Below are 15442 nucleotides of genomic sequence, written 5' to 3' on the forward strand. Positions count from 1 at the left end.
ACAACCACGAACGCCGGCACAGCTCGGCGGGCATGATGAGCCCGGTCAACTACGAGGACACAGCGGCCCCCGACCGGGAAGCCGCATAGAGAAGCCCTCCACGATTCGGGGGGAACCACAGAACGTGGCGATGCTGTCGGCCTCGGTCATGGCCTCGCAGCTGGCACTGTTCGTCTCCCTCGTGGTGGCACCGTCGAAGTTCGGCGAGCCCGGACCGCTCCGCTTCAGCCTCACCACCCACCGACTCGAGCACGTTCAGACCACCACCAGCCCCGCCTGCGTCTACGAGAAGCTCGTGGCCCACGGGGACCAGCGGATCCCCTTGGCGCAGACCGTCGCCGACGCCCCCACCAACGGGTCGATGGCGGTCAGGGCGGTGGTCGGCCCGGTAGCGCGCTACGTCGTCGCGTTGATCAGGTGGACGAGTCGCCGCTAGAGGCCGACGACGGGGACGGCGGGCGCTCCGTGTCCTGCCGCGCTGGGACCTCCTCGACAACCTCCACGGGGGCCGGCGGGACGATTTGTGCGCTGATGCTGATAAGGCGCAGATCGGCGCACCTACTTTGACGGCCACCCTGGATGGCACTCACTTCGTGAACGATCGGACCGGAACGTCGGTCAATCTTCGCTGCATCTCGACACTTCTTCTCATGCGCGGTCGAGCGTCCCCGGCCGGCAGTCGACGCGGCGCCGGTCCGGCCCCGGCGCAGCTTCTCCCCGACCCGGCCGCCGTGAGTTTCTGGATCTCCTGCGTTGCTCGATCGGCCGTGCTCTACTAGGCGCCGAAGCCCCAGGTGACCCGAGACGCCTGGGGCTTTCCCCTTCGCAAAGGTGGCCCGCGCAGGCCGGATACTCGCCGCCGGCCGGGCTCGATCCGAGGCCCTTAGAACGAGAACAGGTCCCCCTCCTGCTCCGAGGACGGGGACCTGTCTCCTGTGGTCGCTGAGTGACTACCGACCGCTCACTGGGTCAGCACCTGGGCCTCACCGATTCGGATAGGAAGCGCGTCGGTGGTCAGGTCGAACTCGATGGTTCCGGACTGCCCGCCGCCGGTCCACTCTACGACCCAGTGGCTCGTGGCGGTGACCTGGTAGGCCCCATCGGGCTGGTCCGTCGACATCTTCTCGTAGCGGTGCCCACACGTCGGCGAGTCCTGCTTGCCGTAGTGGTCGGCGTACGGGGTGCCCTCGCCTGTGCAGGTCACGGTGGTCCCGTCGCCCATGTCCCAGACGATGCTGGCGACGCTGGCGGTGGCACTGACCGACACCGACCCCTCGCTGGCCGATGCAGTGATCGGGCCGAACGTGTCGTCCGTCGGGCTGTCGACCCACATCCACACCGGCAGCCCGACAAGGCCAACCCGGTTCGGACCCGATTCGGGGACGATGCCGATCTGGATGGGATCCAGGTCCATCGAGGCGATCGCGCGCTGAGCGAGGACCACAGGGTCGATGGTGACTTCGCCGTTCTGGATCCAGACGGGATCCCACGAGGATCCTGGAGGCGGCCAATAGCAGATGTGCCACGCACCGTCCTGGTTCGTCTGGCCGGGGGGCGGCTGGGCCCCTGCCCCGCCGGGATCCCAGACAGCTCCCACGTAGCACCCGTAAGTGCTGCTCCAGGCCGACCCCTCCGGGCCAGTACACGGGATCTCACGGCCCGAGTACGAGCACGTCGACGAGCCGCCCGTAGAGCCGGTGCCGTCGGTTCCACCGGTGCCGCCGTCGTCCTCGCATACCCACTTCACCTGACCGGTTTCAGGGTCCACCTGTTGAGTGCATTGGCCGTCACCATCGGCCAAAGCTGACGGCACAGGCGCCACCAGCAGGCCCAGGAGGGCCACGACGGCGGCCGCCACGACCCGGGCTAGCACGACTCCTCCAGCAGCCCGTTCTGGTCGCTGACGAGCCAGCGTCCCTTCTCCTTGACGAGCTTGTACTCAATCGGGAGCGGGTTCGGCACCGGCTTGCCGTCCGGGCCGACCGGTTCCGGTACCGGCTTGCCGTCCTTGGTCTGCTCGACGCCCGAGCGGTCCTCGCAGTCGATGATGAGGATGTACGCGCCTCGGTCGCGCGGCTCACCCAGGGTGTGGACGTACTCGCCGGTGAGCTTGCTGCCGGAGCGCTCGATCGCTGAGACGTTCTGCTGGATGTTCAGGAACACCTGGCCGGTGGCCACCTTGTTGAGCCGCTTGAAGTCGATCGTTGCGGCCCGGAGCGCGTCGTCGCGCACGTCGAGGTAGGCCACCAGCTGCGCGGCTGCCTTCTCCTCCGGTGTCTTCGGAGTCGGCGTGCTGGTGGGTGTCGGTGATGGGGACTGGCTCGGGGTGTCCTGAACCTTGGGCTCGGTGTCGTCGCCGCCGCAGCCCGTGAGGGTCAGGGCGAGGGCGAGGGCCACTCCCCCGAGTGCGGAGTGGTGCTTCCTCATGTGGTGTCTCCTCCTGTGGTGGGCGACGCCCTGACGGATCGCTGGCTGACGTCGTTGGCGATGTGCTCGAGGTGTTCTTCGGCTGCGTCGACGAGCTCGGCGAGCGAGCCGTTGTCGGCGGGGTCGATACCGAACTTCTTGTCGGCGTTGTAGAGCGTGCGGATGGTGTCGCGCACGAACACGGCCCGCGCGACGCGGCGGGCGTCGAGGTCGGGGCGGTCGCCGCCGGCCGCGACGTATCGGCCGGTGAGTTCCTGGTCGAACGTTGTCATGTGCTGGTGCTCCCTTCCCGAGTCAGCTCGCGAGCCAGCCGTGTGTACGGATGATGGTCTTCGTGCGCTCCGACAATTCCATGGGTGCGTCGCCGTCGTCGGACCGGTTGCAGATCTCTTCGCGCAGGATCCGGTCGGCCTCGAGCTGGTCGCCCTCGGCCTTCATGACGTGGGCCAGGCACAGGCGGGTGCTCTCGCCGTCGGGGTCGGCGCGGTTGGCGACGTAGGCGGCGGAGCGGGCCTTGACCAGGTCGCCGGCGGCGAGGGCCTCGGTGACGACGATGAGGGCGACGTCGGCGACCCACCCGCCCGCCATGAGGTCGACGCGGTCGGGCTCGTTGGCGAGCCATGCCCACCCTTCCTCGCGCAACTGGCTGAACGGCTGGACCTCCCCGACGAGCTCCAGCGCAGTGCAGAGGTCGGCGACACCCTCGGCCCCGCCTCGACTCTGCCCGCGCTTGCGGAGGCGGATGAACAGGTCCAGGTCGACGAGCAGTCCGTCGTCGACCTGGTAGACGTTGACTCCGGTGAGCTTGGCGGCCGGTGCCTTGTCCGCGTAGGGCAGGTGGTCTTCGCCGGTGCGGGGGTTAGGACCGAGCCAGTCGCGGACGATATTGGTGTAGTCGCGCACCTTGCCGTCGGAGATGGAGAAGGCCTCGCGGATCTGCTCGCGGGTGGCGCCGTGCTTGCGGTGCAGGGCGAGGAACGCCAGGAGCTCGGTGAAGTAGGGCTTGCGCTTGGCGAGTGCCTTGCCGTGGGTGCGTGCGGTGACCGGGCCGAGCAGGGTGAGGCGCGGGCGGTCGCAGTTGGGCGAGAACCAGTCGGCGATGTCCTGGTCGAGGGTGGGGTCCTTCTCCTCGACCTCGGCGCGGACGTGGGCGGGCACCTTCGGCGCCAGGGCCTCGAGGTCCTCCTGCACGATCGCGCTCTCGCGGATGTACTCCTCGTCCTCGCCCTCGAGCAGGGAGGACAGCGGCTCGTCGACGGCTCCGTCGGGGGTGTTGCGGGGCAGGGTGTACTCGCGACGCAGAGCTCCGGAGGAGTCGGTGTAGGCCTCCCAGCCGTCGGTGGCGGTCTCGTCCACGGGCGTGTCGACGTACTCCGGGGTCTCGCTCTGGGCGTAGACCAGAGCGCAGCCGCGGGCCTCGTCGCTGGTGAGCCCGACGGCGATGAGGTTGAGGCCGACGTGCTCGAGGACGACGCGACCGGTGTTGGTCATGTGCAGCACCGCGCCGGGCGTGTTCGGGCGTTCGCCGGCAACGACGATGGAGGTCGCGGACTGTCCGACGTGGTCGTTGACCAGCTGCAGCAGCTGCTCGAGGTCGTCGGGGTCTCCGGCTGCGGCGTCGAGGAGCAGCATCCTGGCGGGCCAGGTGTCGTCGTCGACGCTGCCGGTGCGGGCCGTGGACACATCGGTGTCGTGTCGCTTCGCTCGGTCGACCGTTGTCACCGCCGCGGCGAGGATCTCCGCGGTCGCGGGCGTCCCGGCCGCGCCGGTCGGGTAGTAGGTGATCCGCTCGTCCATGGCGACGGTCTCCTCGGCCACGCCGATGCAGTCGACCTGGACGCGGCGGGACCACGGGTTGACGGCCAGCTGAGCAGCGAGGTGGCGGGCGAAGTCGCGGCCATAGGTGGGGTCGCCGCTGATCGTCAGCGTGGAGAGCTCCTCGCAGTTCAGCAGCCAGGTCTCGCCGGTGTCGCTCATGCCGATGGTGGCCAGCAGCGGGTAGGGCGGCTCGACGTTGTCGGTGTCGGGGCCGAGGTCCTCCACCGCGGTGTCCGTGCTGACGTCCCAGTGGGTCTGGTCGGGGCTGCCCACCCAGGGGGCCGGGACGGCGGCCGGGGCGCTCAGGTGCAGCGTCAGCTTGCCCTTCGCGAGCTCGACGGCCGCCAGCGGCGGCATCGTGGTGCCCTGGGCTCCGACCGTGGCCGCGAGGCGCCGCAGGGCCTCGTCGGCGAACTCCACGGTGGCGGCCGCGGCGACACCGGTCGCGTTCAGCGTCATCTCCACCGGCGCCAGCTCGGGCGGCGGGGCGGCGATCGCTCGACCCGGCGGCCGGTTCCGGTAGGCGGAGCGCCGGCGCGACCGCAGCGCCATCAGCAGTGCCCCGGACAGCAGCACGCCCCCGCCGGTGAGACCGGCGAGGACCCAGGGCGCCTCGAGGATGGAGTCGTCGGCTTCGTCGACCTGCTCGACGTCGGCGGCGGGCGCCGTCGGCTCCTCGGCCTGCGGGACCTCGGGCCCGGCAGTCTCCGAGGCCGGGGTCTCGGGGACCGGCGGAGTCTCCTCGGCCGGCGGGTCGATCGGCTGCTGCTCGGTCTTGGGCTCGGCGGGGGTCTCGGGCTTGTCCTCGCGAGGCTGCGGCTGCTGCTGCCGGTCGTCGTGACCGGCAGGTGGCTGGGCTCCGGGGATGTTGAGTTTCCAGCCGACGTCGATCACGTCGGGGTCGGCGAGGTGGGCGCCGCCGGGCTGGGTGATGCCAGTGGAGGCCTTGTAGATCTCCGGCCACCGGTCGGCGTCGCCGAGCTCGTCGTGGGCGATGTCGCTGAGTGTGTCGTTGGGCTGCACGGTGTAGGCGTGCGCCGGCGCTCCGCCGGCCGGGGCTGGCAGCTTGAGCACCCAGCCGGGCTCGAGGAAGCTGGGCCGGGAGCCGAGGAGGCCGCGGTTGAGCTCGGCGATCTCCTTGTAGCGCGCGCCGTCACCGAAGTGTTCCTCAGCGATCGACCACAGGCTCTCCCCCGGCTTGACCGAGTGATCGACCGTCGCGCGTTCCTGCTTCGCCTCGACCTTCACGCCGTGCTGGGCGGGCGTCTGGTCGACGGTCCCGGCCTGGACATGGCCCACCGCCGCCGGCTCAGATGCGGCGGCGGGGCCGGCGTTGGCGGCCTGTGCGGCGATCGGCGCTGCGATGAACAGCAGGGCAGCGAGTCCGATCAGTCCGTGGGCCGCGGCCTGCGGGCGACCCAGTCCCGGCAGCTTGGGCGCCTCGACCCTGCGGAGCCGGGCGACGGTCTCCACCACCAGGCTGAGGGTCATGAAGGCCCACGCGGCCCAGCCGATCACCTTGAACAGACCCAGGATCAGGGTGCCGTCGTCGGGTGCGAGGAGTGCGTCCTTGACGCTCTCCCAGCTCGGCGCCTGGTCGGGGATCGGGTTGGCTCCGATCGCGAGGAAGAGGGCCGGCAGGCCGATGATGATGCCGAGGACGGCGACCGTGGCGAGGAGCCCGGTCAGCCGCTGGCGCAGGGTGGGCGTAGTCATCGTTCGATGCCTCCTTGGGCGCGGATGAGCCGTGCAGACGCCTCCCCGGTGACCCTCATCGAGTCCAGCCCGATGATCCCGAGGAACTTGCTGTCGTAGGTGTCGGTGGTGCGCACGATCAGGGTGTCGCCGTTGACGACGGTGACGCTGCCCTCCACGCCGGCGGCGTTGAGGTAGCCCTGCGCGGCGGACTTGGCGGCGTTGATGTCGACGCGGAGCTCCTCGCCGCGGAGGGCGGTCGAGCCCTGGACCTCCTGGGCGCCCGTGCGGGCGGCCTGGGCCGCAGCACTGCGGGCCTGCTGCTGGGCGTGCACCTTGCCGCCGACGTCGACGGTCATCCCGACCAGGATGATCATCACCAGTGACGCGGTGGCGAACCAGACGCTGATGGCGCCGCGCTCGTCGCGCTGGCGTCGGACCGGGTGCCTCATCATCGGCGCTCCCGGTAGGCGTCGACGGGGCTGCTCGCGGTTGCGGTGATCGTGCGGGTGCCGGGTACGCCGGGGATGCTCAGGTCCGACAGGTTGACCGTGCAGGTCACCGTGACGTTCACCTGGGCGGTGTTCCCGATCGGTGCGTTGAACGCCGCCGCGTTGACCGTGATGTTCGTGCTGGTGCAGTTCACGTCCTGGTCCTGCAGACTGCTTGCGGCCGAGGACCTGCCTGCGGCGATCGCCTCGCTCTGGGTTCGCTCGATCGAGGCTGCCCTTGCTGCCTCGTACGCGGCTGCTTCCACGGACTGCTTGGCGATCTCGACGCGGCCGCCGAGGATGATCATCGCCACGAACAGCCCGAAGGCCGGGACGCCGATCGCGGCCTCGATGGCCACCGACCCGCGCTCGTCCCGGCTGCGGTTGAAGGCGCGTGCCCAGATGCTCTGGCCCATCATTCGGTGAGCCTCTCGACCGGGACGCTGGCGCTCTGGCGGACGGTCACGTGCCAGCCGGGGATCACGCTCATGGACTTGCCGGTGACGGTGATCGTGGCCGTTGTCGTGGTCCGTGACCCGGAGACGCTGCTCGACGTCATCACGTCGGATCCGCCGGCGTCCTGGAGGAAGCCGTTCGCGGTCGCCACTCCGGACTCGCGGGTTCCGTTCTCGCTGCCCGCCTCGCGTGCGCCCTCCTGCGCGGCCGCGAGCGCTACTTCGCGGGCGTGGTAGTACAGCGCGCCCTGGACACCGAGGAACATCACCGCGAAGAGCGCCGGCATCAGGAAGACCATCTGGATGGCCACTGAGCCGCGCTCGTCCCGGCGTCGGCGGCGAGAGCTGGAGAACATGGACGGGCCTACTTGATCTTTCCGGCCTCGCTGGTCACGAACGCCCTGATCGCGGCGACGACGATGCCGACGATGAGGATGACCGCGCCGGCCCAGATGACCTGCTCGATCGTGACCGAGCCGCGCTCGTCGCGTCGGTGCTTGACGATGCGGTCCTCCATGCTGGCGATCACGGCGAGGGCCGTCACCTGGAGGGTGATGAAGAGCTTCAACATCGAGTTGTTCCTTTCTGGGTGGTGGAGTTCGGGGTGTCCCGGGATTGACGTCGGTGTTAGGTCGCGAATCGGAGCATCGACGGGGTGACGAGGATCGCCATGAAGACGATGCCGAGCAGGCTGGCAGGGATGTACATGCGCTCGGAGACGGCGTTGGCCTTCCCGAGTTCGGCGCTGAGCATCGCCGAGCGGAGGGCGGCGGCGCGGGCACGGAGGTTGTTGTAGATCTGGGCGCCGTCCTGGCCGGACTGCTGCATGATGTCGGCGAGGTCGTCGAGCTCGGGGACGCCAAGGTCATCGGCGAGCCCGTGCAGGGAGTCCCAAGGGGCGCGGGTCATGTAGCGGGCGCGGCGCAGCTCGCTCTCGATCCGCTTGAACACCCAGGTGTCGCCGACCTCTGCCGCAGAACGCAGCGCCTGCTGACCGCTGGAGCCGTCACGGACTCCGGTGGCGACCATGTCGATGTAGGCGCCCAGGGCCCGGCTGAACTCGATGCGGGCCTTCTTGGCGTCGTCAGTGGCGTTGTAGTTGGGCATGAACCAGAACAGTGCGGCGAGCCCGAGCGACCCGAAGGTGGGGATCGCGAACGGGAGCGGGAGCCCGATCAGCGCGAAGAACGCCGCGAACAGCGGCGGCATCGCCAGGCCGAGCAGCGCCCAGACGACCTTCTCGCCGTAGAACCTGGTCTCGCTGATCTGAAGGATGGCCAGGTCCTTGCGGGGCGTGTGTGCCCACGCTCCCCCGGGCAAGTTCTTGATCGCCCACACGCCGATCCGGTCGACGAGCGATCCGGAGTCGATGCTCTCCTCGACGTCAAGCGTGCCGGCGCTGCGGCGCGGCACGACGTGGCCGGGCGAGAGCCGGTCCAAGGCGTCGGTGAGGTCCGGGTCGGACGGGGCCAGGCGCCACACGAGCAGGGCAACAGCGAGCCCGAGGAGGGTGCCGCTGGCGAGCGCGAGCTGGAGGCCGGTCATGCGAGTGCTCCTTCCTTCTCCCCGTGCGCCGCTCGGTGCGCGTTGCGGGCCTGGAGGTCGAGGAAGCGCGGGAGCGGCTTGGCGACCGCCATCCGGCGCATCCACAGCAGCGTGGCCACGTAGGCAGTCAGCAAGACGGCGAGGATGACCTGGCCGAGCGGGCTGCCGTACGGCTCGATGTAGTCGCCGGTGAGGGCGAGCATGCCCAGTACGCCGAGGGTGATCACGGTGACCGTGCGGGCGGTGGTGCGCGGCTTGGCCTGGTCTGCGGCGATCTGGCGGCGGGCGCGCACGTCGGCGGCGACAGTCTCCGCGAGCGCGTCCAGCGCCTTGGCCAGGCCAGCCTGCCCGCGCCCGCTGGCGGCGAGAATCAGCTGGCTGGCCACCACGTCGCCGGTGGAGTCGTTGAGGTCCTCGGCGAAGGCGCGCAGCACGTCCTCGGTGGTGGCGGTGTTGTTCCAGAGCCGGGAGACCATCAGGCCGACCTCGCGCTCGATAGGCGCCGGCACCGACTGCAGCGACTTGATGAGAGCCGAGCGCAGCGACTGTCCGGCCGTCAGCTTGCCCGACAGTGACCGGGTCCACTCCTCGAGCGCCTCGAGCTTCTCGACGCTCGCGGCCGCCGGCGGAGGCGTAAGCAGCAGCGGGATGCCGACAATCGCGGCCGGGACGAGCACGATCGCGATCACCCAGCCGGTCAGCAGCGCGACCAGGAGGCCGGCGACAGCGCCGCCGATAACCAGCATCCGGGTCCGCGGGTTGAGCCGGGCGAACCAGCCACCCGCCCGGCCGAACGGGGTGAGAGTCCGGGCGGGCCGCGGCGGCTTCGGAGGTGCGGGGATCAGCGCGTAGACCATGCCGATCAAGCCGATGACGATGAGCGCCCCGAAGACGGCGGGCAGGAAGGCAGTCATGATGTCGCCACCCCCGGGTTTGCCTGAGACTCGGCCTTGTACGCCTCGAGGTCGAACCCGTGGCGGGCGAGCTCCTGGGCGAGGAAGTTGTCGAGCTTCCCGGTGGCGACGGCGTGGCCGAGCTGGTTCGGGGCGAAGATCGGGGTGGTCGCATACCCGCGGGCCGCGTCGATGCTGGGCTGAACGACCAGGACCTCCTCGACCCATCGGTGCTTGCGGAAGGTGCCGTCGCCGTTGGGAACGACCTCGGAGCGCAGGTACACCACGATGTCGATGGCAGCGGCGAGCTTGCTGATCGCGAGCTCGCGGGTGACCTGCGGGCCTTTCTCCATGGCACAGGAGACGAGCTTCTCGATGGTGTGCTCGGCGCTGCGGGCGTGGGTGGTGCTGATCGAGCCCGGGCCGGACTCCATGGCCTTGAGCATGTTCCAGACCTCCGGGCCGCGGACTTCGCCGACGATCTGGCGGGCGAGGTTGAACCGGAAGGAGTGGTGGATGGCCTCCTCGAGGCTGAACTCACCGGCCTGGCGGCCGTCGATGCCGACCTCGCCGGATCCGGGCCGGTGCTCCCAGGCGTGGACGATCTTGTGCCGGTCGACCAGCTCGTGCAGGTGCAGCTCGAACTCGGTCTCGAAGGTGCCGATCATCTCCCAGGGCGGGATGCACGAGCAAAGGGCACGGACCCAGGTGGTCTTGCCCGAGCCCTGGACGCCGGAGACGACGATGCTCTTGCCGGCGCGGACGCAGGCGGCGAGGAAGTCGGCCAGGACCGCGCCGCACGCCTTGCGGTCGTAGACCATCTCGTCCATCGACACCTCGCGCATCCCGTGCCGGCGGATCACCACCGAGGTGTAGGCCATCACCCAGGAGCCGGCCGCGAGCCGGGCGCCGCCGGGCAGGCGCAGGTCCAGGTGCGGACGCGCTTCGGTGAAGGGCCGGTTCTGCCGGGAGCCGAGGTCGGCGAGGAACTCGCGCAGCTCGTCCTCGGAGTCGGCGATCGGGGCCGCCTCGACCAGGGTGCCGTCGACGAGCTCCAGCCACACGGCGCATTCGGGGCCGCGGGCGATGACGATGATGTTCTCCACGTCCTCGCGCTCTACCAGCGGCTGCAGCCGGCCCAGACCGAACAGCGCGGCCTTGAGCGCGGCCTTGAGGGCGTTCTCCTGCTGGCGGCTCCAGGGCGGCCGGCCGGTCGAGACGAGGGTCTCGGCCTCGGACTTGATGAACTCCTCGATGACGTCGAGGCCCATCTGTTCGCGGTCCTCGTCGGTGACCCGGCCACCTTCCTTGTCCAGCCGGGCGGTCAGCCGGGAGGAGATCTCGGCCCGGTACTGGGCGATGAGCTCCCAGTCCAGCTCGACCTCCCCCACGTCGGCGCCGTCGTAGTAGTCGGTGGCGGCGATCGCGTGCGGCTGGTCGTCGGGGCTGGCGAGGAGCGGGCGCAGCGTGAACTCCGATCGGGTGCGGCCCGGCAGCTGGTCCTCGCTGGTCCAGGCGCCGGCGAAGATCGGCAGCGACGTCGGGTCGTGGTCTTCGTTGTTCGGCACCGGCGGCGGGGGTGGCTGCGTGGCCGGCGGGTTGCCGTTGGTGCTGCGGCCGCGGGCGAACGGGGAGCGCGGGCTGCGGTCTGCGTGTCGCGCCGCGAGCCATTCGTCGGCGCGGAGCGGCTCGCGGCCCTGGGCTCCGGGCTGGTGTCCGTTGGTGCTCATGCGCGGCCTCCGATCGGGTGGGCGAGGGCGGCCCGGTTGGAGGTGAGGACGGAGTGGATCAGGGACGCTCCGGTGCGGTAGCTGCGTACCAGGTCGGAGGACTCGAACTTGCGGGGCTTGCGGGCGCCGTGGGAGTAGACCTCCGCGGCCTCGGGATCCCAGCCCACCGATGCTGCGACGGAGATCTGGAGCGCCTTGGCGATGTGGCGCGGCGTGTAGGGACGCACCCGCGGGACGCCCGTGGGCGTCGCCGGCCACCGGCGGTCCTCGTCGACGAGAAGGAGGCCCAGTCGCGAGAGGCCACCGACGGCGGCGAACTGGTCGCGCAGCATCTTGGCCCACGAGCGTGCACCAGCCAGCGCGGGCAGCGAGCTGCGGGTGACCAGCAGGGTCAGGTCGGAGGCATCGACGAGCGGCTGCGGCCACCCCGCGAGACCGAGCCGGCCGGCGTCGACGATGACGTCTTGGCCGTTGCGGTCCAGCGCGCGCAGCTGCTCGGCGAGCGGCTCCCACAGCGGCAGCAGGCTCGGGGCCTGCTCGTGGGCGCGAATGCCAGGCAGGAACCAGGGCGCGCGCTCGGCCGGGGGCTCGGGGTCCAGCAGCAGCGCCTCGCGAGGGAGGGCGGCGGCCAGTGTCCCCTCGCGCAGCGCGAGGGCGAGGTTGATCAGCCCGCCGGTGGGTTCCTGGGTGCCGTGGAAGTAGCCGGCGAAGACCGCGGAGGAACCGGTCGGGTCGGCGTCGACCAGGAGCACAGGACGGTGCCAGTTGAGGGTGAGTCCCAGCGCGGTGGTGGAGACGCCGGGCGCACCGCTGGCCGAGGCGAGGACGATCAGCGCCATCGCTCAGCGCTCCCGAGTGTCCAGGACCAGTGCGACCCGCCCGGTTGCGGCGCGGGCGGCCAGGTCGGCGGCGTCGCCTTCGGGGACAGAGACGTCGACCACGGTCTCGCCGGTCTCCTGTACGCGGCTAACAGCAACGACGACTGCCTCGACCGTGACCGGATCCTCGTTGGTGACCTCGCCCTGGTCGCCGGGCGTGGTGACGATCCGGACGGCGTCACCGGCATAGAGCGGCTCGGACGGCATCTGCGCGGGGGTGAGGCTGATGCCCACCAAGGATTCCCCCTCCCCCGGCACCAGGCTGTCGGTGGTGGCCTCCTCGGTGAGCAGGGTGCCGGCCCACAGGTCGACGGCGGCGCGGCTGCCCTCGAGCTCGGCCTTCTGGCTCCCGGCGACCGGGCTCAGTGCCGGGTCGACGCTGACCCGCACCACTGAGAGGTCACCGGCCTCGATGGTCTCGCCGCGCTTGATGTCCTGGCTGACCACGAGGACCTCTTGCGTGTCGTTGATGGAGGTGAAGGCGAACGCGGTGCCTAGCGCGCCCGCGGCGACAAGGGCCACACAGAGTGCGAACACCCATGGTCTGCGGCGCTGCTTGGGTCGTGGTCGTGGACTGTTGTTGAGCGTGGGCATGGGACGGCTGGTGGGGGTTGCCTCGCCTGACAGGCCTTGAGCGGTGTTCTGTGACATGGATCCCGAGTCCTCTCGTGTCTCGATCACCTACGTGTCAAGACGGGCCCGGAGCGATCAGCGCGAGCCCAACTCGATAGTTACACACTAGTGCATTCCTATCGAGGTCTCGATATCCACAAGTGACCGCTTCCGAGATGCCATCGCCCAGTCCTGACCGGAGGGTCGCGCGGCTCAATCCCCCCGATGGGACCGAGCATCAACGCCTCCAAACGATCCGGAGTCCATGGGACCACAAAATCGTCCGGGTCTCCCGGAACAAATTCTCACCTGTGGATAAGGGTCAAACCCGCCTGCGCCTACGAACTCGGTCGGGCCGAGGCTGTTCCGCTGCGCCGGCGTTGCCGTTGCGCCTCATGGAATGCTGCGACAACCAGTTCGACGGACTCCCCGAGTGCGCGGGTTAGCGCTTCGAGCGACTGTGGTGCAGGGAGTCGGGTCCAGCGCCCTTGCTCCCAGGCGTAATAGGTCGGCACAGCCACGTTCACGGACGTGGCGAGTTCGGGAACGGTGAGCCCTGCCTGCAGGCGCAGCGCTCGGAGATCGGGGACATCACCTTCGAGGTGAATTAGCCGCAGCGCCGGGATGTCGAGGGCATTGGCGAGTCTGACCAGGAAGTCGGGGCGCGGAGATGACGTGCCCAACTCCCAGCGAGAGATGCGCTCACCCCCGGCCGCTCCCACCAGACGCGCCAACTCATGCTGAGTCAACCCCGCTTCCTCGCGAGCAGTCCTCAACGCGTTGGGATCGATTCCGGAGGCCATCGCCGACGAACACTAGCGGTGCCGATCCTCTGCGGGACAGGTCAGTCTGGGCTGCCCCGAACCGACGACCTGGGACCGCGGAGCCCGTCCGTCTCACTCAGCGATGGCGCCGCTCGCGACGCGGACACTCCTCGCCGCATGGCCAATGACCTTGGGCCCGACATCGCGCCCAGCCTCGGTGTCACCACTCGGCGGCCTTGCCCACGCCGGCCACCCGGGGCAAGCCCCATACAGGGCCGTGCGTTCTCCCGCGCTATGGCCGTCGGCTCCCCTCGTGTCGCAGATCGGGCTGATCGCTTACCAACCTCCTTCGCACCTAGGTGACCAGAAAGCGAGGTGGACCATGAGCACTTCCCGAGCCGAGAACCCGGTCCCCGGTGTCGTCACCTTCACCGCCCGCGGAGACGCCGCCCTCGATCGTCTGACCGACGCCCTGGTGGCCGAGTGCGACGGCTCCCCAGGGGGCATCGCCGACATCCTCGAGCGGGTCCTGGATGCCGACGTCGAGGACCTAGTCGAATGCCTCAGCGAGACGACCGAGCCGCACGCCGATCGACCTGGCCGCGGCGTCGACGAGGTCGATTCCGCAGGCGAGAGCCTCGACGATGCCGCCCGCCGTCGACTCGGAGCGCGCAAGCCAGGCGCTGCCAGCACGCCTGGAACACGCAGCTTCAACGTGGGGCGGTGATCCCGATCGACGGCATACACTTCGTTACACAAGCCCGCTGTGTAACAGAATGTATTGGAGACCTCTGATGCTGCCCAACCCCTACGCCCCGGGCGAACTGCCGCGGGTCCTGGCCGGGAGGGAACAACAGCAAGACAGGATCAGAGGCTACCTGAGCCGGATCGGCACCTACGGCGAGATGGGCGGCCCGCTCTTGGTGTTCCTGGGCCCGCGCGGGGTTGGGAAGACGTCCCTGCTGCGCGAGGCGCAGCGTGACGCCGAGGAGCACGGGTTCATCACCGCATGGGTGGCATGCCGGCGCAACGCGCCGTTCCTTCCCGACCTGGTCAGTCGCGTCGGAAAGGCCGTCGAATCCGCGGACATCCTCCCCCGAGCCGAGAAGGGCACCTGGAAGCTTCGCCTGGAGAACATCGGCCTGGAGTTCGGGCTGCCGAGCGTGGTGAAGGTGAGCGCGACGGCGGCCGCCGACCGCTCCGAGGCTGAGGCACCTCCACGAGGGGCCCAGATCTCGGCGATGGAGGACCTCCTGCACGAGACCAGCTCCCAGATCCGTGCACGCGGTGGCGCTGGACTCGTGGTCTTCGTCGACGAGCTGCACGCGGCCACCCGCGATGACCTCGCGGTCCTGCTCAACGCGATGCAAAACTTGGCTGGACGGCGCGAGGACAACCCCCTCGCCATCATCGGCGCCGGCCTGCCCTCGACACCGGGAGTCCTGGTCAACGCTGCCACCTTCGGGGAGCGCAGCACCTTCCTCACGCTTCCCCGACTCGAGCCGGCCGCAGCGGCCGCCGCCGTGGCCGAGCCGGCCGCAGAGCTAGGCGTGACCTGGACGCCCGCCTCGCTGCAGACGGTAGCGGCCGAGGCCCAAGGATTCCCGTACCTGCTGCAGGTCCTCGCGCACGCGACGTGGGAGGTGGCCAAGCCCTCAGGAACCGGTGACGTGCTCGACGTCGACCAGGTGCGGTCCGGCCTGCCGCTGGCCGATGATCAGCTGAGCTCCATGTACGCCGCCCGGTGGGCGGCCGCGACCGAACTGGAGAAGCAGATCATGTCCGTGATGGCGCAGGCCGGCACTCCAACGGTGACGCGGGCAGAGATCGCCGCGGCGCTCGGCCGGCCCACGCAGGCTCTGGGTGTTCCGCGTGAGCGCCTGATCGACAAGGGCATCATCGAGCCCGCCAGTCGCGGCGAGGTCCGGTTCACGATGCCTGGCTTCGACCGCTACATCCGCGAGACCCTGGCCACCGGAGCACCCTCGCCCGCCGACCCGGCACCCGGCAGTCTCGGTGCCGGCCGCCGCCCGCGTGAACTCCCGCCCGCCTCCGAGGGCGGCCCCGACGCGCCGCGGCGTTAGAGCTCACGGCGAGCCTGCCGACGTAGGACCGCCTTGAGCTCGTCGACGTC

The 15442-nt window shown here is 70.0% G+C and carries 17 protein-coding genes; 3 read left to right on the top strand and 14 right to left on the bottom strand.

Translation table 11 applies throughout. From position 1 onward, the window contains the following. The first annotated feature begins 124 nt into the window (after positions 1-124). Positions 125-436 (top strand): hypothetical protein, encoded by a 312-nt coding sequence (locus QWY28_RS18045; RefSeq protein WP_300953973.1) that lies wholly within the window; start codon positions 125-127, stop codon positions 434-436. Between the two features lie 525 nt (positions 437-961). Here the strand turns inward: QWY28_RS18045 and QWY28_RS18050 are convergent. The 14 genes from QWY28_RS18050 to QWY28_RS24455 form a co-directional block, all read right to left on the bottom strand. Continuing rightward, complete coding sequence (locus QWY28_RS18050; protein ID WP_300953974.1) at positions 962-1444, bottom strand: hypothetical protein; 483 nt, start codon at positions 1442-1444, stop codon at positions 962-964. Between the two features lie 422 nt (positions 1445-1866). Then, positions 1867-2427, bottom strand: a complete 561-nt coding sequence (locus QWY28_RS18055; protein WP_300953975.1) for a hypothetical protein — start codon at positions 2425-2427, stop codon at positions 1867-1869. Then, entirely contained in the window at positions 2424-2699 is a 276-nt protein-coding gene (locus QWY28_RS18060) for a hypothetical protein (protein WP_300953976.1), read from the bottom strand. Before QWY28_RS18060 ends, QWY28_RS18055 begins: the two co-directional genes overlap by 4 nt. 22 nt (positions 2700-2721) lie before the next feature. Next, positions 2722-5961: a LysM peptidoglycan-binding domain-containing protein gene (locus tag QWY28_RS18065; protein WP_300953977.1), complete on the bottom strand. Its 3240-nt coding sequence runs from the start codon at positions 5959-5961 to the stop codon at positions 2722-2724. Next, a complete protein-coding gene (locus QWY28_RS18070; protein ID WP_300953978.1) occupies positions 5958-6392 on the bottom strand; it encodes a TadE/TadG family type IV pilus assembly protein in 435 nt (144 codons plus the stop codon). Before QWY28_RS18070 ends, QWY28_RS18065 begins: the two co-directional genes overlap by 4 nt. Further along, positions 6392-6790 (bottom strand): TadE/TadG family type IV pilus assembly protein, encoded by a 399-nt coding sequence (locus QWY28_RS18075; protein ID WP_300953979.1) that lies wholly within the window; start codon positions 6788-6790, stop codon positions 6392-6394. Before QWY28_RS18075 ends, QWY28_RS18070 begins: the two co-directional genes overlap by 1 nt. A 56-nt stretch (positions 6791-6846) precedes the next feature. Continuing rightward, complete coding sequence (locus tag QWY28_RS18080; RefSeq protein ID WP_300953980.1) at positions 6847-7197, bottom strand: TadE family protein; 351 nt, start codon at positions 7195-7197, stop codon at positions 6847-6849. A 53-nt stretch (positions 7198-7250) separates the two neighbouring features. Continuing rightward, a complete protein-coding gene (locus QWY28_RS18085) occupies positions 7251-7457 on the bottom strand; it encodes a hypothetical protein (protein ID WP_183097425.1) in 207 nt (68 codons plus the stop codon). Positions 7458-7513: 56 nt separating this feature from the next. Then, positions 7514-8431, bottom strand: coding sequence for a type II secretion system F family protein (locus QWY28_RS18090; RefSeq protein WP_300953981.1), 918 nt, complete (start codon positions 8429-8431; stop codon positions 7514-7516). Then, entirely contained in the window at positions 8428-9345 is a 918-nt protein-coding gene (locus tag QWY28_RS18095) for a type II secretion system F family protein (protein ID WP_300953982.1), read from the bottom strand. Before QWY28_RS18095 ends, QWY28_RS18090 begins: the two co-directional genes overlap by 4 nt. Continuing rightward, the gene (locus QWY28_RS18100; protein ID WP_300953983.1) at positions 9342-11054 is read right to left on the bottom strand and encodes a TadA family conjugal transfer-associated ATPase; all 1713 of its coding nucleotides are present in this window, start codon (positions 11052-11054) and stop codon (positions 9342-9344) included. Before QWY28_RS18100 ends, QWY28_RS18095 begins: the two co-directional genes overlap by 4 nt. Next, positions 11051-11893, bottom strand: a complete 843-nt coding sequence (locus QWY28_RS18105; RefSeq protein ID WP_300953984.1) for a CpaE/TadZ family protein — start codon at positions 11891-11893, stop codon at positions 11051-11053. Before QWY28_RS18105 ends, QWY28_RS18100 begins: the two co-directional genes overlap by 4 nt. Positions 11894-11896: 3 nt before the next feature. Continuing rightward, the gene (locus tag QWY28_RS18110) at positions 11897-12583 is read right to left on the bottom strand and encodes an SAF domain-containing protein (RefSeq protein WP_300953985.1); all 687 of its coding nucleotides are present in this window, start codon (positions 12581-12583) and stop codon (positions 11897-11899) included. A 299-nt stretch (positions 12584-12882) separates the two neighbouring features. Further along, on the bottom strand, positions 12883-13347 hold the full coding sequence (locus QWY28_RS24455; protein WP_369292709.1) for a helix-turn-helix domain-containing protein: 465 nt from the start codon (positions 13345-13347) through the stop codon (positions 12883-12885). Positions 13348-13690: 343 nt separating this feature from the next. On the opposite strand from QWY28_RS24455, the gene QWY28_RS18115 reads away from it, so the two are divergent. Next, positions 13691-14035 (top strand): hypothetical protein, encoded by a 345-nt coding sequence (locus QWY28_RS18115; protein WP_300953987.1) that lies wholly within the window; start codon positions 13691-13693, stop codon positions 14033-14035. A gap of 67 nt (positions 14036-14102) precedes the next feature. Beyond that, positions 14103-15392 carry an ATP-binding protein gene (locus QWY28_RS18120; protein ID WP_300953988.1) on the top strand — a complete coding sequence of 430 codons (1290 nt, stop codon included), beginning with the start codon at positions 14103-14105 and terminating at the stop codon, positions 15390-15392. Positions 15393-15442: the final 50 nt, after the last annotated feature.

This window comes from Nocardioides oceani, from assembly GCF_030412965.1.
GTDB lineage: Bacteria > Actinomycetota > Actinomycetes > Propionibacteriales > Nocardioidaceae > Nocardioides > Nocardioides oceani.